Annotated in this window: 20 protein-coding genes and 1 pseudogene; 12 read left to right on the top strand and 9 right to left on the bottom strand. The window is 70.6% G+C overall.

Going from position 1 to position 21,205, the window contains the following annotated elements; genetic code table 11:
* Nucleotides 1–10: 10 nt before the first annotated feature.
* Nucleotides 11–1,591 (bottom strand): acyl-CoA mutase large subunit family protein, encoded by a 1,581-nt coding sequence (locus OHA73_RS26685; RefSeq protein ID WP_327656317.1) that lies wholly within the window; start codon nucleotides 1,589–1,591, stop codon nucleotides 11–13.
* 269 nt (nucleotides 1,592–1,860) lie between these two features.
* Here OHA73_RS26685 and OHA73_RS26680 point away from each other — a divergent pair, with 269 nt between their 5' ends.
* Nucleotides 1,861–2,763, top strand: coding sequence for a L,D-transpeptidase family protein (locus OHA73_RS26680; RefSeq protein ID WP_327656316.1), 903 nt, complete (start codon nucleotides 1,861–1,863; stop codon nucleotides 2,761–2,763).
* Between the two features lie 230 nt (nucleotides 2,764–2,993).
* Here the strand turns inward: OHA73_RS26680 and OHA73_RS26675 are convergent, their stop codons facing one another.
* From OHA73_RS26675 to OHA73_RS26660, 4 genes and pseudogenes are all read right to left on the bottom strand, one after another.
* On the bottom strand, nucleotides 2,994–4,055 hold the full coding sequence (locus OHA73_RS26675) for a hypothetical protein (protein WP_327656315.1): 1,062 nt from the start codon (nucleotides 4,053–4,055) through the stop codon (nucleotides 2,994–2,996).
* Nucleotides 4,055–4,732, bottom strand: coding sequence for an RNA polymerase sigma factor (locus OHA73_RS26670; protein ID WP_266718809.1), 678 nt, complete (start codon nucleotides 4,730–4,732; stop codon nucleotides 4,055–4,057). Before OHA73_RS26670 ends, OHA73_RS26675 begins: the two co-directional genes overlap by 1 nt.
* Nucleotides 4,733–5,015: 283 nt before the next feature.
* Nucleotides 5,016–5,300, bottom strand: a complete 285-nt coding sequence (locus tag OHA73_RS26665; RefSeq protein ID WP_266713344.1) for a hypothetical protein — start codon at nucleotides 5,298–5,300, stop codon at nucleotides 5,016–5,018.
* Nucleotides 5,297–5,931, bottom strand: a pseudogene (locus OHA73_RS26660) (RNA polymerase sigma factor). Before OHA73_RS26660 ends, OHA73_RS26665 begins: the two are co-directional and overlap by 4 nt.
* A gap of 380 nt (nucleotides 5,932–6,311) precedes the next feature.
* Between OHA73_RS26660 and OHA73_RS26655 the strand changes: the two are divergent.
* Nucleotides 6,312–8,774: an N-acetylmuramoyl-L-alanine amidase gene (locus OHA73_RS26655; protein ID WP_327656314.1), complete on the top strand. Its 2,463-nt coding sequence runs from the start codon at nucleotides 6,312–6,314 to the stop codon at nucleotides 8,772–8,774.
* Nucleotides 8,775–8,810: 36 nt separating this feature from the next.
* Here OHA73_RS26655 and OHA73_RS26650 read toward each other — a convergent pair whose 3' ends face one another.
* The 4 genes from OHA73_RS26650 to OHA73_RS26635 all read right to left on the bottom strand — a co-directional run bounded on the left by OHA73_RS26650 (nucleotide 8,811) and on the right by OHA73_RS26635 (nucleotide 13,255).
* Nucleotides 8,811–10,331, bottom strand: coding sequence for an MFS transporter (locus OHA73_RS26650; protein ID WP_266713338.1), 1,521 nt, complete (start codon nucleotides 10,329–10,331; stop codon nucleotides 8,811–8,813).
* Between the two features lie 148 nt (nucleotides 10,332–10,479).
* Entirely contained in the window at nucleotides 10,480–11,046 is a 567-nt protein-coding gene (locus OHA73_RS26645; protein ID WP_266713336.1) for a hypothetical protein, read from the bottom strand.
* Nucleotides 11,047–11,128: 82 nt separating this feature from the next.
* Nucleotides 11,129–11,638, bottom strand: coding sequence for a hypothetical protein (locus OHA73_RS26640; protein ID WP_266713334.1), 510 nt, complete (start codon nucleotides 11,636–11,638; stop codon nucleotides 11,129–11,131).
* A 102-nt stretch (nucleotides 11,639–11,740) separates the two neighbouring features.
* Nucleotides 11,741–13,255: a beta-N-acetylhexosaminidase gene (locus tag OHA73_RS26635; protein ID WP_443063228.1), complete on the bottom strand. Its 1,515-nt coding sequence runs from the start codon at nucleotides 13,253–13,255 to the stop codon at nucleotides 11,741–11,743.
* Between the two features lie 185 nt (nucleotides 13,256–13,440).
* Here OHA73_RS26635 and OHA73_RS26630 point away from each other — a divergent pair, with 185 nt between their 5' ends.
* From OHA73_RS26630 to OHA73_RS26585, 10 genes are all read left to right on the top strand, one after another.
* Nucleotides 13,441–14,073 carry a 2-oxo-4-hydroxy-4-carboxy-5-ureidoimidazoline decarboxylase gene (locus OHA73_RS26630; RefSeq protein ID WP_327658528.1) on the top strand — a complete coding sequence of 211 codons (633 nt, stop codon included), beginning with the start codon at nucleotides 13,441–13,443 and terminating at the stop codon, nucleotides 14,071–14,073.
* A 149-nt stretch (nucleotides 14,074–14,222) separates the two neighbouring features.
* On the top strand, nucleotides 14,223–14,603 hold the full coding sequence (gene sdhC, locus OHA73_RS26625) for a succinate dehydrogenase, cytochrome b556 subunit (protein ID WP_266713332.1): 381 nt from the start codon (nucleotides 14,223–14,225) through the stop codon (nucleotides 14,601–14,603).
* A gap of 8 nt (nucleotides 14,604–14,611) precedes the next feature.
* Entirely contained in the window at nucleotides 14,612–15,097 is a 486-nt protein-coding gene (locus OHA73_RS26620) for a succinate dehydrogenase hydrophobic membrane anchor subunit (RefSeq protein ID WP_266713330.1), read from the top strand.
* 19 nt (nucleotides 15,098–15,116) lie between these two features.
* Nucleotides 15,117–16,871, top strand: coding sequence for a succinate dehydrogenase flavoprotein subunit (sdhA, locus tag OHA73_RS26615; RefSeq protein ID WP_266713328.1), 1,755 nt, complete (start codon nucleotides 15,117–15,119; stop codon nucleotides 16,869–16,871).
* Nucleotides 16,871–17,647 carry a succinate dehydrogenase iron-sulfur subunit gene (locus OHA73_RS26610; RefSeq protein WP_266713326.1) on the top strand — a complete coding sequence of 259 codons (777 nt, stop codon included), beginning with the start codon at nucleotides 16,871–16,873 and terminating at the stop codon, nucleotides 17,645–17,647. The genes sdhA and OHA73_RS26610 overlap by 1 nt, the downstream gene beginning before the upstream one ends.
* Before the next feature lie 103 nt (nucleotides 17,648–17,750).
* Nucleotides 17,751–18,152, top strand: coding sequence for a VOC family protein (locus tag OHA73_RS26605; protein WP_267069459.1), 402 nt, complete (start codon nucleotides 17,751–17,753; stop codon nucleotides 18,150–18,152).
* 133 nt (nucleotides 18,153–18,285) lie between these two features.
* Nucleotides 18,286–18,693, top strand: a complete 408-nt coding sequence (locus tag OHA73_RS26600; protein ID WP_266713322.1) for a hypothetical protein — start codon at nucleotides 18,286–18,288, stop codon at nucleotides 18,691–18,693.
* Nucleotides 18,690–19,229 carry a thiol-disulfide oxidoreductase DCC family protein gene (locus OHA73_RS26595; protein ID WP_266713320.1) on the top strand — a complete coding sequence of 180 codons (540 nt, stop codon included), beginning with the start codon at nucleotides 18,690–18,692 and terminating at the stop codon, nucleotides 19,227–19,229. The genes OHA73_RS26600 and OHA73_RS26595 overlap by 4 nt, the downstream gene beginning before the upstream one ends.
* An 83-nt stretch (nucleotides 19,230–19,312) precedes the next feature.
* Nucleotides 19,313–19,963, top strand: coding sequence for a TetR family transcriptional regulator (locus OHA73_RS26590; protein ID WP_266718803.1), 651 nt, complete (start codon nucleotides 19,313–19,315; stop codon nucleotides 19,961–19,963).
* A 56-nt stretch (nucleotides 19,964–20,019) separates the two neighbouring features.
* Entirely contained in the window at nucleotides 20,020–21,195 is a 1,176-nt protein-coding gene (locus OHA73_RS26585) for a D-alanyl-D-alanine carboxypeptidase family protein (protein ID WP_327656313.1), read from the top strand.
* The last annotated feature ends 10 nt before the right edge of the window (nucleotides 21,196–21,205 follow it).

The raw sequence follows: 21,205 nt of genomic DNA, 5'->3' as shown, positions 1-21,205 counted from the left end.
CCGGGAACCGTCAGAACACGTCCGACGGGACGTACGCGCCCCAGATCCCGCGGAGTGCGTCACACACCTCGCCGACCGTCGCGCGGGCGCGCAGCGCGTCCTTCATCGGGTAGAGGACGTTGTCCTCACCCTCGGCCGCCTTCTTCAGCGCGGCGAGCGCCGCATCGACCGCCCCCTGATCCCGCTCGGCCCGCAGCTTCGCGAGCCGCTCCGCCTGCTGCGCCTCGATGGCGGGGTCGACGCGGAGCGGCTCGTAGGGCTCCTCCTCGTCGAGCTGGTAGCGGTTGACGCCGACCACGACGCGCTCACCGGAGTCGGTCTCCTGGGCGATGCTGTAGGCGGAGCGCTCGATCTCGCTCTTCTGGAAGCCGCGCTCGATCGCGTTGACCGCGCCGCCCATCTCCTCGACCTTGTCCATGAGTTCGAGGGCGGCGGCCTCCACGTCGTCCGTCATGCTCTCGACGACGTACGAGCCGGCGAACGGGTCGACCGTCGCCGTCACGTCCGTCTCGTACGCGAGGACCTGCTGCGTACGCAGGGCCAGGCGCGCGGACTTGTCGGTGGGGAGCGCGATCGCCTCGTCGAAGGAGTTCGTGTGCAGCGACTGCGTGCCGCCGAGGACCGCGCCGAGCCCCTGGACCGCGACGCGCACCAGGTTCACCTCGGGCTGCTGGGCGGTGAGCTGCACACCGGCCGTCTGCGTGTGGAAGCGGAGCATCAGCGACTTGGGGTTCTTGGCGCCGAACTCCTCCTTCATCACCTTCGCCCAAATCCTGCGCGCCGCGCGGAACTTGGCGACCTCCTCCAGGATCGTCGTACGGGCGACGAAGAAGAACGACAGGCGCGGGGCGAAGTCGTCGACGTCCATGCCGGCGGCGACGGCCGTGCGGACGTACTCGATGCCGTCGGCGAGCGTGAAGGCGATCTCCTGCGCGGGAGAGGCACCCGCCTCGGCCATGTGATAGCCGGAGATCGAGATGGTGTTCCACTTCGGGATCTCGGCCTTGCAGTACTTGAAGATGTCGGCGATGAGCCGCAGCGAGGGCTTCGGCGGGAAGATGTAGGTGCCGCGGGCGATGTACTCCTTGAGCACGTCGTTCTGGATGGTGCCGGTGAGCTTGTCGGCCGGCACCCCCTGCTCCTCGCCCACGAGTTGGTACATCAGGAGCAGCAGCGCGGCCGGGGCGTTGATCGTCATCGACGTGGAGACCTTCTCCAGCGGGATGCCGCCGAACAGGACGCGCATGTCGTCGATGGAGTCGATCGCGACACCCACCTTGCCGACCTCGCCTGAGGCGATCGGGGCGTCGCTGTCGTGGCCCATCTGGGTCGGCAGGTCGAAGGCGACGGAGAGGCCCATCGTGCCGTTCGCGATGAGCTGCTTGTAGCGGGCGTTGGACTCGGTGGCCGTGCCGAACCCGGCGTACTGGCGCATCGTCCACGGGCGGCCCGTGTACATCGACGGGTACACACCGCGCGTGAAGGGGTACGCGCCCGGTTCGCCCAGCTTCCGATCCGGGTCCCAGCCCTCCAGGGCCGACGGACCGTAGACCGGCTCGATGGGCAGTCCGGACTCGGATTCGCGCGCCATGGTTGTGCCTCCAGCGATGACCTGCAGATGCTTGCCGATTGGTGCTGATTACTTGCGCTGATTACTTACCAGTAGTGAACAACTCTCGCGACGGACTGTAGCGGCGGGCGTGCGGGCAGTGGAGAGCCCCGCGCTGGGACCTTGCTCACAGACTTTCCCGTGTTTGCCCCGCGTCATCACATCGGGCGTCACCCTGAGTTCGGAGCCGTTCCGGCGCGGGCAGCATCCGTCGTGACAAGAGTGAACGGCGCGGCAGGCGGGGGGACGTCATGCGGACAGCTGTCCTACGTTCATCGATCGCGGTCACCGGGGTGCTCGCCCTGGTCGGCGGGTGCAAGGCCCAGGCGGTGGGGGGCGGCGGGCGCGCCGCACCGCCACTGACGTCCCAGCCGTCCGCCCCCGACTCGACCCGGCTGCCCACCGACGACTCGACCCGGCTGCCCACCGACGATTCGTCCCGGCTGCCCACGGACGACGCGTCCCGGCCGCCCTCCGACGACGCCAAGCCCACCGGGTCCGCAAAGCCCGCGCCGGCCGCCGCCAAGGTCCTCTTCTCCCCCGGTGACAGCTCCAAGGACGTACGGGAGCTGCAGGCGCGGCTGCGTCAGGTGGACTGGCTCTTCAACGGGCCCACGGGCACGTACGACGACACGACGACCGACGCGGTCAAGGGATTCCAGGGCAAGCGCGGGCTGCCGCGCACGGGTGAGACGGACACCGTGACCTGGCAGCGCCTGCTGAAGATGACGCACGAGCCGGGCAAGTGGGAGCTGTACCAGTTCGGCGGCCAGACTCCCGCGGAGCCGGACCCGCGCTGCATGAAGGGGCGGGTGGTGTGCATCAGCAAGACCGATCGCACGCTGGCGTGGATGGTGGACGGCAAGCGCCTGATGACGACGGAGGTGCGGTTCGGATCCGAGTACACGCCGACCCGCGAGGGCGTCTTCCCCGTGTACTTCAAGTCCCGGCACCACGTGTCGACGCTCTACGACTCCCCCATGCCGTACGCGATGTTCTTCAGCGGCGGCCAGGCGGTCCACTACTCGGAGGACTTCGCGGCGCACGGATACGCGGGGGCCTCGCACGGCTGCGTGAACGTCAAGGACGAGAAGAAGATCGCGCAGCTGTTCGCGCAGGTGAGGAACGGCGACAAGGTCGTCGTCTACTGGTGAGGCCCCGCAGACATCCGCAGGTGATGTGTTCCGCAGGTGACATGTTGAGTGGCGCGGGTGGGACCGGGGGAACGTGTCCCACCCGCGCCAGTGGCACTGAGCACCAGGTACGGGGGGAACCCGGGCTCGTGCGCGGCCGATGACCAGTCGGCTCACTCATTACTGCGCCGGGGCGTCCAGAAACGTCACACCTGGAGCGCAACCTTTTTGACCCGTTACGTTTCCGCAGGTCACGGAGTCGGGATCGCGCTGCCACTGGGGCTCGGGCTGGAGCTCACGCTGGGACTCGGGCTCGCGCCGCCGTCCGGGTCGCCGTCCTCGTCCTCGTTGTCGCCGCCGCGCTCGCCGCCACCCTTGCCGCCCGGCCGACCGTTGCCGTCGTCCGAGGCGCTCTGGCTTCCCGAGTCGCTCTTGTTGTCCGTGTGCTGCGAGGCGGTCCTGTCGGCCGGCGCGGTGGGGGCTCCGGCGCGGGCCAGGACGCGGTCGCAGAAGCGGTCGAGGCTACGCGTGTCCTGTCCGAGGGCCTTCGCGGACGCCTCCAGGCGCCGCACGTCCACGGAGCCGGACTCCCCGCCCCGGTACTTGCGACAGGTGTCGACGAGCTTGCGCGCCTGGGCCCTCGCCCCTTCGGGGCCGGTCCCGTTCGGCCCGGGGCCCCGACCCTGGGGCGGGCGCCCCTCGCGCGGCTCGCCCGCGCCGTGGCGGTGGGACGGGGAGCCGGAGGCGGACCCACTGCCGGAGGTGCCGGGCGGCTTCGTCGGGCTCGGCACCGCGTGGCCGTCCTCGGTGACCCCCGCGGAGGACGAGGCGAGCGGCCGATCGGGGCTCGCGGCGGCGGACACGGACGAGGCCGGCGCCGGATCGTCCGACTCGCGGAACGGCGAGGGCAGCACCCCCGTCCCGGCGGCGACCGCGACTCCGCCGACCATGCACACGGCGAACGCGGCGACGGCTCCGAACCGCGCGGGGCGACCCCAGAACGAACGCTGCCCGGACGCCTTCGGGGCGGACCGGGTGGACCGGGCGGACCGCCGGGCGCGGCCCGCGCGTGCGGGGCTGTTCACGGCGCCGTTCACAGCCGCGACGGCACGCGTCTCACGGAACGCCTTCAACGCGGCGTCCTCGCCCGGGAGTTCACCTTCGGGTCCGGCCGGCACCTCGGCCAGCGCATACAGCGCGGCGGTCAGTCGGTCGGCCCGCAGGGCGTCGTCTCCGGATACGGCCGGGGCCTCTCCGCGCAGCAGGCGGTCCGCCGCGTCGCGGTTAAGCCACTTGTCGTGCTCGTCGGCCATCACATGTCCTTCTGCGTCCGCGAACGCGAATGCGTCACACCTGCGGACGTCGCCGTACGGGTGCGGTCGCGCCGTGGAGTCGGTACCGCTTCGAGGGAATCGGCGGAGTTCCCGGCCGCGGTGGGTTCGGCGGCGCCGAGCAGTTCGGCGAGCCGCTTCAGGCCCCGGTGCGCGGCGGTGCGGACCGCGCCGGGCCGCTTGCCGAGGGTCTGTGCGGCGCTCTTCGCGTCGAGTCCGACGACGACGCGCAGCACGACGGCCTCGGCCTGGTCCTGCGGAAGCTTGGAGATGAGCGCCATGGTGTCGCCGGTGGCCAGGGACTCCATGGCCTCGTCGGCGGTGTCGGAGAGGGCGGGTCTGCCGGTGAGCTCGGACTCGTCGCCACCGATGGCGGGCCGGCGTCCCCGCATGCGTATGTGATCGAGCGCGCGGTTGCGGGCGATCCGGGCGGCCCAGCCGCGGAACCGGTCGGCATCGCCCTCGAAGCGGTCGAGGTCGCGGGCTATCTGGAGCCAGGCCTCCGACGCGACGTCCTCCGCGTCCGGGTCGCCGACGAGCGTGCGTATGTATCCGAGCAGCCGTGGGTGCACGGTGCGGTACACGGTCCGGAACGCGGCCTCGCTCCCGTCCCGCGCCGCAAGCACCGCGGCGGTCAGCTCCGCGTCGTCCCCCAGCACTCCCTGCCCCTGCCCTGCTCTGGCCGTGAAGCCGTGTGCGCCGTGGATACGGGCGCGCGCGCCCGGCGCGAACCAGAACGCTACGGCCTGAAACGTCCTCGCGTCCATGTTCGTACAACTTGCAACCAACGGGGTCTCAGGGCGGTGTGACAGAAAACGCATCGGCGGCGCTGAGATAAGTACGGGCCGCTCGCGACCCGTAACGCGCGGCGGCCGGGGTCTCTCCTGTGGGGGGTGGCGACCTCGGCCGTCCCGCATTTCCGGTCCCGTTCGCCGTGCGGTCCTACCTGCCCCTCCCCCGCGGGGAGTTGGCCGCGGCCCGCACCGGCCACCCCGCCCACCGCAGGCCCGGGCGCCAGTCGTCGCGCCTGCGGGGCGCCGCGCCGAGCGCCCCCGCGTCGCGGGCCTCGCGGTACGCGGCGAGCGCCCGCCGCTCGCCGTCCACACCCGGGTCACCGCCCCGCACGGCGTCGCCGAGCAGCGCGCCGACCGAGGACCGGTCGGCGGCGCGGCCCGCACCGTCGGGTTCGCCGCCGGGTTCGACCGGCGGTGAGGAATTCGCAGTCATCTCGCCTCCCCCAGCGTGCGCGCCCCGTGATCCGTCACACCGGACGCCCTCCCGCCCCGCCGTCTCCGAACTGCCGGGCGAGCCGCTTCAGCCCCCGGTACGCCGCCGTGCGCACGGCTCCGGGCCGCTTGCCGAGGACGCGGGCGGCGGCGGGCGCGTCGAGCCCGACGACGACTCGCAGCAGCACGGCCTCACGCTGATCGCGCGGCAGCAGATCGAGCAGCGCGAGCGCACTCTCCGTGGAGAGGGCCTCAAGGGCTTGCTCCGCGGTGTCGTGCCCACCGGGCAGTTCCAGCACGTCCTGCTCCAGGACGGACTGCCTCGGCCGCACCTTCTGCCGCCGCATCAGATCGAGAGCACGGTGCCGCGCGATGGTCGCGGTCCACCCCCGGAACCCGGCCCCGTCCCCACGGAACCGCCCCAGATCCCGGGCTATCTCCAGCCACGCGTCGGAGGCGACGTCCTCCGCCTCGTCGCCCACGAGCCCGCGCAGATACCCGAGCAGCCCCGGCTGTACGAGCCGGTAGGCGACGGCGAAGGCGGCCTCGTCCCCCTCCTGGGCCCGCGCGACGGCCGCGCCCAGCTCCCCGTCGTGCGCCTGCGCACGACGGGGTTCCCCTCCCTGGCCCAAGCGCTTCCCTCTTCGCACGTCTCCACAGAAGGCGGACGCACCCGCGCCCACCACCCCTTGACGGGATCAGCGCCACCCTCCACAGAAACGTCACAGGCGACCCGACGGCCCCACGGCCCGACGCCCCGACGCCCCGACGCCCCGAACCGCTCCCCTACCGAACCCCACACAGTGACCTGCGCCACACCCGCACAACCCGTGACGCTTTTCGACTGTCGTTCGCTGGATAGAGCGTCTACCCGCGTGTCACGCGGGGTCCATGTGAACTTCATCAAGGGGTGGGGCAATTGAGCCCGCGACATTCGCGAGAAGACGCGGCCGGCGCGCGCAGATCGCACGCGTACAGGCCGCTGAGTCTCAAGCGGAGAGCGTGGATCACGATGGGGGCGGTCGTGGTCGGCGGCGCCGGAGTCGTGTCGTACGCGATGGCCGATCCCGGCACGGAGGCGGCCCCGGCCGCCGCGTACCGGGCCGCGGCCGTGCACACGTTGAGCCTGGAGACGAAGGCGGACCGGAAGGTCGTTCCGCAGAAGTCGACGAAGCCGTTCAACGCCGTGTCGGTGACGTGGAAGGACACGAAGGACGAGCTCGACGGAACGGCCCAGTTCCGGGCGCGGAACGCCGAGTCGGGCGCGTGGGGGGCATGGACCACCCTGCCCGAGGAGACGAACGACGCCGACGGCGCCGAGCGCAAGGGCACCGACATCCGCGGCGGCACCACGTCCGTGTCCACGAGCGCCGCCTCGAACGGCGTCGAGGTGCGGGTCGTCGACGCCGACGGCAAGGCGTCCGGCCTGCCGTCCGGGATGGACGTCAAGCTGATCGACCCGGGCACGGGAACCCGCAAGGGCGCCCCCCAGACCGCCGCGTTCACCGCCGACGAGGCGCCGCCCGAGGCCCGCCCCTCGACCGTCGTGAAGCCGACGATCATCCCCCAGTCGGTGTGGGGCCCCGGCCTCCCGCACGACGGAACTCCCACGTACGACACGGAGATCAAGGCCGCCGTCGTGCACCACACCGGCGTCGACTCGGACAACCAGATTCCCTGCGCGCAGAGCGCCCAGCGGCTGCGCGAGATCCAGCAGGACCACGTCGCCAAGGGCTATTACGACCTCGGCTACAACTTCGTGGTCGACCGCTGCGGCCAGATCTTCGAGGGCCGCACCGGCGGCATGGACCTGCCGGTGCACGGCGCCCACGACTACGGCTTCAACACCGACACCGTCGGCATCTCGTACATCGGCAACTTCGAGAAGACGAAGCCCACCAAGGCCGCGCTCGACTCCATCGCCCGCGTCGTCGCCTGGAAGTTCGGCCAGTACGGCATCAAGGCGACCGACAAGGTGACCCTGACGTCCAACGGTGACCTCGGCACCGACGGCAACAAGGTCCCCCTCGACTCCACCATCACGCTGCCGCGCGTCTTCGGCCACAAGGACACCAACACCACCTTGTGCCCCGGCGCGAACCTGTACCCGAAGCTGGGCCGCATCGCGACGCTCGCCGCCACCCCCGGCGTCTCGCACGCCCTGGCGAGCCAGAACGTCGTCGGTGACGCCACCGACGACATCGTCGCCGGCCTGCCCAAGGGATCGAGCGGCGGCCAGATCGCCCTCGTGCCCGGCAGCGTCTCCGGACCCACGACGACCGGCAAGAAGCTGATCTCGCAGTCGAGTGGCGACGTCCCCGGCGCGGGCGAGAGCGGCGACGAGTTCGGCGCCTCCACCGCCACCGGCGACATCAACGGCGACGGCTACACGGACATCGTCGTCGGCCAGCCCGGCGAGGACGACACGGGCGGTCACTCCAACCGCGGCGCGTACACGATCCTGAACGGCCCGGACTTCACCACCGGCACCGGCGTCAACATCGACGGCAGCTACGAGCTGACGAACGCCAGGTTCGGCTCGGCGGTGGCCGTCGGCGACTTCAACGCGGACGGCAAGGCCGACGTGTTCGCCGCCTCCACCGGCACCGGCGGCACCTGGAGCGCCCGCTACGGCGACGGCTGGGACACCGACTCCACGATCACCACCACCGAGGACAACCTGTCCTACGAGGATGCCGCGTCCGGTGACTTCAACCAGGACGGCTACGCGGACGTCGCGCTCAACTACCGCGACGGCAGCAGCCTCGGCAAGGTCGTCTGGTACAAGGGCGGTTCGGGCGGCCTGCGCAAGGCCGCGACGCTGACCGTCAAGGGCGGCCGCTCCATCGGCGCCGGTGACATCAACGGCGACGGCATCGACGACATCGCCATCGGCCAGCCCTACACCGCCGAGTCCGGCGCGGCCGCGGGCGGCCAGGTCACCTTCGTCAAGGGCCTGGCGGGTACGGGCCTGACCGCCACGGGCGCCAAGAGCGTCAACCAGGACACCTCGGGCGTCCCCGGCGCCGCCGAGTCCGGCGACGCGATGGGCGCCTCGATCGCGGTGGGCGACTACAACATCGACGGCTACGCGGACGTGCTCGCGGGCGCCCCGAACGAGGACATCACCCGCACCTCGAACCGCTCCAACGCCGGCAACTCGATCCTGCTGAAGGGCACTTCGACCGGGATCACCGGCACCGGCGCGCTCACCGTCACGCAGGACACCGCCGGCGTCCCCGGCTCCACCGAGTCGAACGACAACCTCGGCTCGGCCGTCGCCCTCACCGACCTCTCCGGCTACGGCCGCACCGACCTGGTGCTCGGCACGGCGGGCGAGAACACGGGCGAGGGCAACCTGACGTACGTACCGAGCAACTCCAGCGGTCTGGGCCTGTCCTCGACCAAGACCTTCACGAGGACCACGCTCGGCACCTCGGCGACGGCACGCATCGGCACCAACCTGGCGCCGTAGCAAGCGAGTTGTATCGATGAGGGCCGTGGGGGCCGTTCAGTCCCCCACGGCCTTCTCCTTTACGTCATCGGTCACCGGCGCCACGTCTCCCATCCCGGCCGCCCGCGGCGCGTTCACCACGACCGCCGCGATGACCGCCGCGAGCAGCACCGAGCCCACCGCCCACCAGGTCGCCACGTTGAACCCGTGCACGGCGGCGCGCGAGGCGAGCTCGCGGCGGTCGGCGCCGGGAGTCGCGTGCTCGGCGATGTACCGGGCGGTGACGCTCGCCGCGATCGTGTTGAGCAGGGCCGTTCCGATCGAACCGCCCACCTGCTGCGCGGTGTTGAAGGTCGCGGAGGCCGCGCCCGCGTCCTGCGGGGCGACGCTGCCGGTCGCGAGCGACACCGACGTCATCATGGCCGTGCCCATGCCGAGGCCGAGCATCAGCATGCCCGGCAGCAGGTGCGAGGCGTACGCGGGCTCCGTCCCCACCTGCGCGATGATCGCGAGGCCGCCCGCCGCGACGACGAGCCCCGGGACCATCAGCGTGCGCGGCGGCACCCGGTGCAGCAGCCGCGCGGCGATCTGCGTCGAACCGACGATCATCCCCGCCGTGATGGGCAGATAGGCGACGCCCGTCCGCACCGGCGAGTATCCGAGCACGCGCTGCATGTAGTACGTCAGGAAGAGGAAGACGCCGAACATCCCGATGGTCACGAACAGGATCGTGCAGAACGCCCCGACGCGCTGCCGGTCGCGGATCACGGCGATCGGCAGGAGCGGGACCCGCGCCCGGCGCTGCCAGAACCCGAAGACCACGAGCAGGGCCGCTCCCCCGATGAGCAGGGCGAGCACCAACGGGTCGCCCCAGGAACGAGACGCGGCCTCCGAGAACCCGTAGACGATGGCCAGCATCCCGGCGCACCCGAGCACCGCGCCCGGCACGTCCAGGTGCGGATCGGCCATCACCCGCCCGCCACGCAGCAGTACGAGGGCCCCGGCGAACGCCGCGAGCGCGATGGGCACGTTGACGTACAGGCACCAGCGCCAGTCGAGGTACTCGGTCAGGAACCCGCCGGCGAGCAGCCCGATGGCCGCACCCGCCCCGACGATCGCCCCGAACACGCCGAACGCCCGGCTACGCTCCCGCGGTTCGGTGAAGGTCGTGGCGAGCAGCGAGAGCGCGGCGGGTGCGAGCAGCGCCGCGAACACGCCCTGCAGCGCCCGCGCCCCGAACAGCATCCCCGACCCTGTCGCCGCGCCGCCGAACGCGGACGCGGCGGCGAACCCCAACAGGCCGATGCAGAAGGCGAGTTTGCGGCCGATCAGGTCCGTGATCCGCCCGCCGAGCAGCAGCAGTCCGCCGAAGGCGAGCGTGTACGCGGTGATGACCCACTGCCGACTGCTGTCGGACATGTCCAGGTCGGCCTGGGCCGAGGGCAGCGCGATGTTCACGATGGTCATGTCGAGGACGACCATCAGCTGGGCGACCGCGATGACGACGAGGGCCCACCAGCGGCGCGGGTCGGGCGGCGACTGGTCCTGGGGCGGTGCTGTGGGGCGGGTGTCGGCCATGGGGCTCGGCCTCCTCCATAGACGGCCGCGCGGGCCCGGTTCCGCGCATCGCCTCTCATCCTCCGCCCGCACGCCCGTTTTACACCGGCGCGTGCGTCATGTCCGCGAGAGCGGCGCGGACGGGAGTCCGAAGACAGGCCTTAGGGCGTCAGCCGCGTCCCCGCGCGCGCCGCGAGACGGCCGCCCGCAGCACCCTGCGACCCTCCGTCGAGACGACCAGGGCCTGCCGCAGGCCGCCCGCGCCGCCGCCCGCGAGCAGTTCCAGGATCTGGGTCTGGCGGCGCAGTTCGGCCGCGACCAGCGGCGACATCCCTTCGGTGCGGCCCTCGCGGCGCGCGCTCACGCCGGCCGCCCGGTCCTCCGTCACATCGAGCATCCGGTGCACCTGGAGCGCGGCCACCGAGCAGGCGTCCGCCCACTCCCGCCACGCCACGGCCACCGCCCGCTCCGGCGCGGCCCCGAGCATCCGCCGCACCAGCTCCGCGGCCTCGCCCTTGCCCGCCGCGCCGCTCAGCTCGTCGCGCGCCGTCACGAGCCGCGCTCCCCAGTCCGCGCCGTCCTCCGCGAGGCTCGCCCACAGCGGGCGCAGCACGTCCTCCTCGGGGTCGCCGGGCCCGCCGACGCCGAGCAGCGGTACACACCGGTCGAGGCAGCCGAGCCCACTCGTGGCAAGGCCTCGTTCATCGGCCTGCGCGATCAGTTCCACCAGGCTCATGGACGTAACGCTCCTCCGGACGCGGACCCAGCAATTCCCCTTGACGCCTACGTATCCCACTGCGTCCGCACAGCACGGAACGTCACAGTCCTTGGACGCCGAGCCGGTCGAGGAAGCGGAAGAACAGCTCCTCGGCCGAGGGCTGGGCGGCCGCCCGCAGCACCTCGTCGATCGGCTCCAGCGGCACCTCGCGGCCGCACTCGCCGGCCCAGCCGACGGCCCGCTCGGCGGCGTCGCCCGGCGTCAGGAAGTAGTCCTCCAGGGCGCGTTCGTCCCCGCCGATGTACCCGGTCATCGCGGCGCGCCCCAGGCACGCCGTCCACGCGCCGCTCTCCGGACCGGCCGCCTCTATGACCGCGCAGGCGGAGTCCATGACGTACGCGAACAGGGCGGGCGCCCCGGTCTCCGCCGCCAGCGCGTTCATGCTGCCCACGTCCCGCGCCTGCTCGCCGCCGCCGGGGCACTCCCACACCTGCCAGCCGTCGGCCCGCTCCTCCAGGAGCGTCAGCTCCTCGCGCACCCCGCCCAGGGCCTCGCACTTGTCCAGCGGCTGACCGCTTCTGGCGACCACGTAATAGCCCCAGTAACCCATGTCCGTTCCCCCCGTCCCGGTGTACGCCACAAACGTCGTACCTGCGGCCGAATAGACCACAGGCGCACGGGACTTCGCCACCAGAACGGCGGATCAGGACCGTCAGCCGTCCAGCTTGTCGGCCAGGGCGACGAACTTCGGCCAGCTCAGCTCCGGCTTCCGCGGGTCCCACAGCTTCTGCACGGTCGCCCGCAGCGGCATCCGGACGCCCTTCGCGACCTGCGCCGGGGTCTGCGCCCCCGAGATGTCGCACCACACGGCGAAGGAGCCGCCCAGGATCTGGTCGTCGTACTTCGCGGGCACCGGACTCGTCTTGCGCACGACGCGCGGCGTCCAGCTCTTGTAGATCCGCTCACCGGTCGGATAGACGAAGGTGTTGGGCTGGCCGAGGACGTAGTACAGGTACTCGTCGTTGTAGTTCGTCAGCTTCCGGCCCTCGTCCAGATACTCGACCGGCTCGCGCGCCCCGATCTCCTTGCCGGTCCAGTACGCGACCTCGATGCCCTTGTCGGCGTCGACGACCCCGCCCTTGTAGAACCCGTCGTTCCAGGCCTTCAGCTTCCGGTCGTACGGGGCCATGGTCTTCGCCCGGTCGTTGAGCCAGCCCTGCGCGAGGTCCTGGACCTTGGCGTTCGCCCCGTACTTCTTGCGCGCCGCGGCGGCGAGCTGCGGGTAGGAGGTCTCGGGGTTCTCGCTCATCAGCGCCCGGTACTCGTCGGCGCCCAGATGCCAGTACGCGCCCTTGAACAGCTTCGCGTACTCCTTCAGCAGATCGTCGACGATCTTCGCGGAGCCCGGCTTGGAGATGTCGACGGCGCCGCGCGCCGCCACCCCGCTCGCGTCGCGCAGCTGGAGGTCGGGGTGCGCGGCGATGACCGCGCCCAGGTGCCCCGGCGAGTCGATTTCCGGCACGACCGTGATGTGCCGCTGGGCGGCGAGCCGCAGGATGTCCCGCACCTGCGCCTTGCTGAGGTGGTCCTTGGAGACGACCTCCGGATGCGAGTCGGACTCGATGCGGAAGGACTGGTCGTCGGAGAAGTGCAGGCCCAGCTGGTTGTACTTGAGGTCCCCGATGTCCCGGATCCGGTCCTTGATCCAGTCGGCCGTGAAGTGCTTGCGGGCGATGTCGAGGTTGAACCCGCGCTGCGCCTTGGCGGGCTCGTCGGCGGTGACGCCCTCCGGCGCCTTCGCACCGCCGTGCACCTCCTGCTTGAGCGTGCGCGTCCCGTAGTACACGCCGGTGTCGCTCGGCCCGGTGATCCGCACGGTCCCGCCGCGCACCGTCATCCGGTACGACTCCGGGTTCGCCCCGCTCTTCCCGCCGAGCGCCAGCTCGACGTCACCGGACCCGGCGTCCCCGCCCCCGGCGTACTTCAGGCCCAGTTCCTCCGCGAGGAGCCGCCCCTCGTCCGCCAGTTCGCCGTCCTTCACGACGACCCTGCCGCCGCCCGGCTTCCAACCCGGCCCGTGCGCCGGCGTGAAGTCGCGCACCTCGGGGATCGTGTGCGCGGGCTTCGACAGCGGATACGAGCGGGTGGGCGAGGGCGCCGCGGAGGTCGCCGACTTCCCGTCGGACGGAGACCCGCCACCGTCCGAGCACCCCACGGCCGTGACCAGAACGACCCCGGTGGCAACGGCCACCAGAGCCTGCCGCTCCTTCTTCACGAACACCTCGCTGAACCCCGTCAAGCCGACACGTACGCCGCCGACGTTAACGGCGGACCTCCAGGGGCGCGGGCACAAACAGGCGCATTGCGTCCACCCAAGCTCCGCAAACCCTCCCGTCCGAGTGAAATTCGCGCATCCGTCGGACACTCACGGCCAGGAATCACTACCGTTACAGCACATCCACAACTCCCGCTCCGCCGGAGGCCGCGCTGCGCCCCCTTCACTCCCCCGGCCGTCTGCCCATACCGGCTCAGGTCACGGCACACGGGGGCCTCGCAGACTTCAACGCGCTGCCGCAGGACGACGCCGAGCAGGCCCTGCGCACGTGCTGCCGCAGCCGCTCATGGGCCCGCCGCATCGCCGCACACCGCCCGTATCCGGACCTGGAAGCGCTGCTCGCCGCGTCCGACGAGGCGGCGTACGACCTCACACCCGTGGACATCGCCGAGGCCCTGACCGGCGAGGACCTCGCGCTGCCGCAGGCCGCCGCGTACGCGGCGGCGATCACCGCGCTGGTCGCGGCCCACAGCGCGTACCAGACCCGCTTCGGCCACCCCTTCGTGATCTGCCTGGACGACATCGCGCCCGGTGAGGCCCTCGATCACCTGCTCGCGGGCCTGCGCACCCGGCTCGGCAACGACCCGGTGCACGAGCGCGAACTGGCCGCCGAGGAGCTGCGCCGACTCGCCCGGGGCCGCCTCGCCCGAATGACCCGCAGGGAAACCGGCCGGGAAACTGGCATCAATAGCCCGTACGTGCCTGTTTGATTGCCTGTTTGATCACACATAAGCCCCCCGTGCGAGTGTCCCGACAACTCGTCGATACGATGACGAGCGGCCGGTGGACCGTACCCGGCTGGGCCCGCCCGACACTGAAGCCGGCGCGGCTCTAGTCCCCGCTCCCGGAGGGTTCTTCCGTGCCGGCTGGAACGCTGTACCGCGGCCGGGAAGGCATGTGGTCGTGGGTGGCTCATCGAGTCACCGGTGTCCTCATTTTCTTCTTCCTGTTCGTGCACGTCCTGGACACCGCTCTCGTCCGCGTCTCACCCGAGGCGTACGACGATGTCGTTGGTACCTATAAGACGCCGATCGTCGCGCTGCTGGAATACGGCCTCGTCGCCGCAATCCTCTTCCACGCGCTCAACGGCCTGCGTGTGATCGCTGTCGACTTCTGGTCGAAGGGGCCGCGCTACCAGAAGCAGATGCTCTGGACCGTCATGGGCATCTGGATCGTCCTGATGGTCGGGGCTCTCTACCCCGTACTCGGCCACGCCGTCCGCGCACTCTTCGGGAGCTGAGGCCAGACATGTCTGCTGACACCACCCCCGCGACGTCCGGCGTCGGCCCCGTCGAGGGCGTTTCGCTCTACGACGTCGACAACCCGGCTCCGTACATCGAGGCCCCGCGCAAGCGCACCTCGAAGACCCCGCGTTCGACGCGCGGCAACTTCGAGATGGCCGCATGGCTGTTCATGCGCCTCTCGGGTGTCGTCCTCGTCGTCCTGGTCCTCGGCCACCTGCTGATCCAGCTCGTCCTCGACGGCGGCGTCTCCAAGATCGGCTTCGCCTTCGTGGCGGGCCGCTGGGCGTCCCCGTTCTGGCAGGGCTGGGACCTGCTGATGCTGTGGCTCGCGATGCTGCACGGCGCCAACGGCCTGCGTACCGTCATCAACGACTACGCCGAGCGCCCCCAGACCCGTATGTGGCTGAAGGGCCTGCTGTACGCCGCGACGGTCTTCACCGTCCTGCTGGGCACGCTGGTGATCTTCACCTTCGACCCGAACATCCGTTAAAGCCGAGGCGAGCGAACCAGTGAAGATTCACAAGTACGACACCGTCATCGTCGGCGCCGGCGGCGCCGGCATGCGCGCGGCCATCGAGTCGACGAAGCGCAGCCGCACCGCCGTGCTGACCAAGCTCTACCCCACGCGTTCCCACACGGGCGCGGCGCAGGGCGGCATGGCCGCCGCGCTCGCCAACGTGGAGGAGGACAACTGGGAGTGGCACACCTTCGACACGATCAAGGGCGGCGACTACCTGGTCGACCAGGACGCCGCCGAGATCCTGGCGAAGGAAGCCATCGACTCGGTCCTCGACCTCGAGAAGATGGGCCTGCCGTTCAACCGCACCCCGAACGGCACGATCGACCAGCGCCGCTTCGGCGGTCACTCCCGTAACCACGGCGAGGCGCCGGTCCGCCGGTCCTGCTACGCCGCGGACCGCACGGGTCACATGATCCTTCAGACGCTGTACCAGAACTGCGTGAAGGAGGGCGTGGAGTTCTTCAACGAGTTCTACGTCCTGGACCAGCTGATCGTCGAGGAAGACGGCGTCAAGAAGTCCGCCGGTGTGGTCGCCTACGAGCTGGCCACCGGCGAGATCCACATCTTCCAGGCGAAGTCGGTCATCTACGCGTCCGGCGGCACCGGCAAGTTCTTCAAGGTGACGTCCAACGCGCACACCCTGACCGGCGACGGCCAGGCCGCCTGCTACCGGCGCGGGATCCCGCTGGAGGACATGGAGTTCTTCCAGTTCCACCCGACCGGCATCTGGCGCATGGGCATCCTCCTTACGGAAGGCGCCCGTGGTGAGGGCGGCATCCTCCGTAACAAGGACGGCGAGCGCTTCATGGAGAAGTACGCGCCCGTCATGAAGGACCTCGCGTCCCGTGACGTCGTGTCCCGCTCCATCTACACGGAGATCCGTGAGGGCCGCGGCTGCGGCCCCGAGGGCGACCACGTCTACCTCGACCTCACGCACCTCCCGCCGGAGCAGCTCGACGCCAAGCTCCCGGACATCACCGAGTTCGCGCGTACGTACCTCGGCATCGAGCCCTACACGGACCCGATCCCGATCCAGCCGACCGCGCACTACGCCATGGGCGGCATCCCGACGAACGTCGAGGGTGAGGTCCTCGCGGACAACACCACCGTCGTCCCCGGCCTGTACGCCGCCGGTGAGGTCGCCTGTGTCTCCGTGCACGGCGCCAACCGTCTCGGCACCAACTCGCTGCTCGACATCAACGTCTTCGGACGTCGTGCGGGCATCGCGGCCGCCGAGTACGCGCACAAGACCGAGTTCGTCGAGCTGCCGGAGGACCCGGCCACGCTGGTCGAGGAGCTCGTCGAGCGGCTGCGTGACTCGCAGGGCACCGAGAGCGTCGCGGTGATCCGCAACGAGCTGCAGGAGTGCATGGACGCCAACGTGATGGTGTTCCGCACCGAGCAGACGATCAAGACGGCCGTCGAGAAGATCGCCGAGCTGCGCGCCCGCTACAAGAACGTGTCCGTCCAGGACAAGGGCAAGCGGTTCAACACGGACCTCCTGGAGGCCATCGAGCTGGGCAACCTGCTCGACCTGGCCGAGGTCATGGCGACTTCCGCCCTGGCGCGCAAGGAGTCCCGCGGCGGTCACTACCGCGAGGACTTCCCCACCCGGGACGACGTCAACTTCATGCGCCACACCATGGCGTACCGCGAGGTCGGCGACGACGGCTCCGAGTCCATCCGTCTCGACTACAAGCCGGTCGTCCAGACCCGCTACCAGCCGATGGAGCGTAAGTACTGATGGCTACCCCCACCATGGACAAGGCGGAAGCGGCAGGCGCGCCCGAGCCCGGCTTCGCCGACACCCCGAACATCACGATCACGCTGCGCGTGCGCCGGTTCAACTCTGAGGTCTCCGACGAGTCGACCTGGCAGGACTTCCAGCTGGAGATGGACCCCAAGGAGCGGGTTCTCGACGCGCTGCACAAGGTCAAGTGGGAGCAGGACGGCACGCTGACGTTCCGTCGCTCCTGCGCGCACGGCATCTGCGGGTCCGACGCGATGCGGATCAACGGCAAGAACCGTCTGGCCTGCAAGACGCTTCTCAAGGACATCAACCCGGAGAAGCCCATCACGGTCGAGGCCATCAAGGGCCTCACGGTCCTCAAGGACCTCGTGGTGGACATGGACCCGTTCTTCCAGGCGTACCGCGACGTCATGCCGTTCCTCGTCACCAAGGGCAACGAGCCGACGCGTGAGCGCTACCAGTCCGACGAGGACCGGGCCCGCTTCGACGACACCACCAAGTGCATCCTGTGCGCCGCGTGCACGTCGTCCTGCCCGGTGTTCTGGAACGACGGCCAGTACTTCGGTCCTGCCGCCATCGTGAACGCCCACCGCTTCATCTTCGACTCGCGTGACGAGGCCGGGGAGCAGCGCCTGGAGATCCTCAACGACCGTGACGGTGTGTGGCGTTGCCGCACGACCTTCAACTGCACGGACGCCTGCCCGCGTGGCATCGAGGTCACCAAGGCGATCCAGGAAGTGAAGCGGGCGCTGATCACGCGCCGCTTCTGACCTTCCCGGCTTTCGCCGCAGGGCTCTGAAGGCCCCGCTCCCGGATTCGTTCCGGGAGCGGGGCCTTCGCCGTTTCTGCCCGTTTGATGGCTAATCTTCCGCTATGTCACAAGAGCTGGAAATCCTCGGGTTCGACAACGCCCTGTTCCCCGTCGGCGATCTGGCCGAGGCCGTCGCCTTCTACGAGCGCGTGGGCTTCCCCGTGAAGTTCCGTATCGACGAGGCCGGGATCGCGCTGCTCGCGGCCGGCAAGGAGACGCCCGGCGTGCTGCTGCGGGTCGAGGACGGGTTCGGCCACCGGCCGCCCGCCTGGCCCGCCGCGCGGCTGTGGCTGGAGGTGCCGGACGCGCGGGCCACGGCCGACGCGCTGCGCGCCGCGGACATCGAACTGCTCGACCCACCCTTCTCCACATCCACCGGCTACGTCGTGGAGTTCGCCGACCCGTGGGGCAACGTCGTCGGCTTCACGGACTACCTCAAGAGGCCGGAGCTGGCGCGGAACTGAGCCTTCCGCCCACCATCGGAGAACTTCACCTGAGACCCCCGTCACGTACGACGACTCCCGCTTGAACATGTTCAAAAACAGGTCTACCTTCATGACTGTCAGCGTTTTTGAACGCGTTCAAGGAGGGTGGGGCATGGACCTCACAGTCGTCGCATACGTCGTCTACCTCGTCGTCAGCATCGGTCTGACCATCTGGGTGGCCCGCACCCTGAGCCGCAACGGCCGGGTCTTCCTGGCCGACGTGCTGCACGGGAACGAGAAGCTCGCCGACGCCGTCAACCACCTGCTGGTGGTCGGCTTCTATCTGGTCAACCTCGGCTTCGTCGCCCTGTACCTGAGCGGCGACGAGCAGCTCGGCAGCACCCGCGAGGTGTTCGAGGCACTGTCCACCAAGCTGGGCGTCGTCCTGCTCGTGCTCGGCGTGATGCACCTGGGCAACGTCTACGTCCTCAACAAGATCCGGCGGCGCGGCATCATGGAGAACGAGCAGCAGCCGCCCGTCCCGCCGCAGGGCTGGACCGCTCCGGTGGCCGGGGCGTGACAGCGGTGGCGACGGCCGGGAAGCCGGTGGACCGGGGTGTCACGGGGGTGGCCCCGGTCCGCCGGCTCACGGTCCTCTACGACACCGAGTGCCCGCTGTGCACGTTCGCGCACAACTGGCTGGCCAAGCAGCGGCAGCTGGTGCCGCTGGAGTTCGTGCCCGCGGGCTCGCAGGAGGCCCGGCGGCGCTACCCGGAGCTCGACCACGCCGCGACCCTCACCGACATCACCGTGATCGGGGACGGCGGGCAGCTGTACCGGGACTCCGCCGCGTGGATCGTCTGCATGTGGGCGCTGCGCGACCACCGGGCCACGGCCCACCGGCTGGCCACGCCCGCCGGGATGAAGATCGCCAAGCGGGTCGTCCTCACCGCCGCCAAGTACCGGGCGGCACGCTGGGAGGACCAGGCCTGGGGCGTCCCCTACCGGCGGGCCGACGGGTGGACGTACGACCCGAAGGACGGCTGGTACTACGAGGCGTACGGCTACCAGGACGAGCCGCCCGCCTGTGACAGCGCCTGCCGCCCGGGCGATTAGGCTCAAGGACCGTGGCAGCAGAGAAGGCCGACGGCAAAGGCGCGAAGAGCGAGCAGACACGGGCGCTCATCCTGGAGACCGCGATGCGGCTGTTCCGGGAGCGGGGCTACGACAAGACCACCATGCGGGCCATCGCCCAAGAGGCCGGGGTCTCGGTCGGCAACGCGTACTACTACTTCGGGGGCAAGGAACACCTGATCCAGGGGTTCTACGACCGGATCACCGCCGAACACCAGGCGGCGGTCCGGTCCGTGCTCGACACGGAGACCGACCTCCAGGCGCGGCTCGCGGGCGTGCTGCGGGCCTGGCTGGAGATCGCCGAGCCGTACCACGAGTTCGCGGCCCAGTTCTTCAAGAACGCGGCCGACCCGGACTCCCCGCTCAGCCCGTTCTCCGCCGAATCCAAGACCGCCCGGGAAGCCGCGATCGCACTCCACCGGGAGGTGCTCGCCGGGTCGAAGGCCAAGGTGCCCGACGAACTGGCCGAGATCCTCCCGGAGTTGATGTGGCTGTCCCAGATGGGGCTCGTCCTGTACTGGGTGTTCGACAGGTCCGAGGGGCACGAGCGCAGCCGTCGGCTCGCCGAGCGCGGCGCCCGGCTCACGACGCGGGGCGTGGCGCTCGCCCGGTTCCGGGTGCTGCGGCCGCTCGTCCTCGAGGTGCACGAGCTGTTCATCGACTTCCTTCCGGGCATGACGCGCTCGCTGCCGAAGCCGAAGCGCACGAAGGACTGAGCCCCGCGGGCGGACCCGCTGGTCTTTACCTGCGCTTTGGCCTGTACCTTCACGGGATGTCCGGCACCACCTCAGCGTCCTCTCCGCACTTCAGCCGCCGCACCGCCCTCGGCCTCGGGGCCGGTGCCGCAGCCGCCCTCGCGCTGCCCGCACAGACCGCCTCGGCCGCCTCCGCGATCGGCGGTTCGCGGCTCGCCGCGTCGGGCGTGCAGGTGCGACGCGGGGCCGGCGCGCCCAAGCTGCCGAAGCTCGCCGCGAAGGCCTGGCTGATCGCCGACAACGACAGCGGCGAGGTGCTCGCCTCGTACAACGGGCACCGCCGGCTGCCGCCCGCCTCCACGCTGAAGATGCTGTTCGCGGACACGGTGCTGCCGAAGTTCGACAGCGCGCTGAAGCACAAGGTGACGGCCGAGGACCTCGCGGACATACCGTTCGGCTCCAGCCTCGTCGGCGTCCAGGCCGGGACGACGTACAGCGTGCACCAGTTGTGGCAGGGCGTGTTCCTTCGCTCCGGCAACGACGCGGTGCATGTGCTCGCGAACATGAACGGGGGCGTCGCGAAGACCGTCGCCCAGATGCAGGCCCGCGCGAAGGACCTCCAGGCGAACGACACCCACGTCGTCAGCCCCGACGGCTTCGACCACAAGGGGCAGCTCTCGTCCGCGTACGACCTGACGCTGTTCGCCCGCGCCGGGCTGAAGAACGACGACTTCCGCGGCTACTGCGCCACCAAGGTCGCCGACTTCCCGGCGGGCGGGAAGAAGACCTTCCAGATCCAGAACACCGACCGCCTCCTCACCGGTCAGGGCGTCGCCCCGTACGAGGGCCTCATCGGCGTCAAGAACGGCTACACCTCGCACGCGGGCAACACCTTCACCGGCGCCGCCACCCGCGGCGGCCGCACCCTCCTGGTCACCGTGATGCACCCGAAGTCCGGCTACGAGGCCGTGTACGAGGAGACGGCCGCGCTGCTCGACTGGGGCTTCGCGGCCGCGAACAAGGTGCGCCCCGTCGGCGAGTTGGTCACCCCGCTCAGCGAGCAGCCGAAGAAGTCGACGTCGACGCGCGCGCCCCACGTGGCGGGCGCGGGACCCGCCGCGAGCACGTCCACCGGCTCGCACGGGGACGACTGGGCGCTCGGCGGCTCCATGGCCCTCGCGGCCCTCGCCGGCGGCGGCCTGCTGGCCCTGCGCCGCCGCGGGAAGCCGACGGGACGGCGCAGGAAGGCGTAGAGCGGCGCAG

Source organism: Streptomyces sp. NBC_00483 (assembly GCF_036013745.1).
GTDB lineage: Bacteria > Actinomycetota > Actinomycetes > Streptomycetales > Streptomycetaceae > Streptomyces.
The sequence above is the reverse complement of the archived record's forward strand: the minus strand, read 5'-3'. Positions and strand labels throughout refer to the sequence as shown.

Excerpts from the sequence above, each read along its gene's own strand:
- OHA73_RS26685 (WP_327656317.1), bottom strand. The coding sequence starts at position 1,591 with ATGGCGCGCGAATCCGAGTCCGGACTGCCCATCGAGCCGGTCTACGGT.
- OHA73_RS26680 (WP_327656316.1), top strand. The coding sequence starts at position 1,861 with ATGCGGACAGCTGTCCTACGTTCATCGATCGCGGTCACCGGGGTGCTC.
- OHA73_RS26675 (WP_327656315.1), bottom strand. The coding sequence starts at position 4,055 with ATGGCCGACGAGCACGACAAGTGGCTTAACCGCGACGCGGCGGACCGC.
- OHA73_RS26665 (WP_266713344.1), bottom strand. The coding sequence starts at position 5,300 with ATGACTGCGAATTCCTCACCGCCGGTCGAACCCGGCGGCGAACCCGAC.
- OHA73_RS26655 (WP_327656314.1), top strand. The coding sequence starts at position 6,312 with ATGGGGGCGGTCGTGGTCGGCGGCGCCGGAGTCGTGTCGTACGCGATG.
- OHA73_RS26650 (WP_266713338.1), bottom strand. The coding sequence starts at position 10,331 with ATGGCCGACACCCGCCCCACAGCACCGCCCCAGGACCAGTCGCCGCCC.
- OHA73_RS26645 (WP_266713336.1), bottom strand. The coding sequence starts at position 11,046 with ATGAGCCTGGTGGAACTGATCGCGCAGGCCGATGAACGAGGCCTTGCC.
- OHA73_RS26640 (WP_266713334.1), bottom strand. The coding sequence starts at position 11,638 with ATGGGTTACTGGGGCTATTACGTGGTCGCCAGAAGCGGTCAGCCGCTG.
- OHA73_RS26620 (WP_266713330.1), top strand. The coding sequence starts at position 14,612 with ATGTCTGCTGACACCACCCCCGCGACGTCCGGCGTCGGCCCCGTCGAG.
- OHA73_RS26610 (WP_266713326.1), top strand. The coding sequence starts at position 16,871 with ATGGCTACCCCCACCATGGACAAGGCGGAAGCGGCAGGCGCGCCCGAG.
- OHA73_RS26605 (WP_267069459.1), top strand. The coding sequence starts at position 17,751 with ATGTCACAAGAGCTGGAAATCCTCGGGTTCGACAACGCCCTGTTCCCC.
- OHA73_RS26600 (WP_266713322.1), top strand. The coding sequence starts at position 18,286 with ATGGACCTCACAGTCGTCGCATACGTCGTCTACCTCGTCGTCAGCATC.
- OHA73_RS26590 (WP_266718803.1), top strand. The coding sequence starts at position 19,313 with ATGCGGCTGTTCCGGGAGCGGGGCTACGACAAGACCACCATGCGGGCC.
- OHA73_RS26585 (WP_327656313.1), top strand. The coding sequence starts at position 20,020 with ATGTCCGGCACCACCTCAGCGTCCTCTCCGCACTTCAGCCGCCGCACC.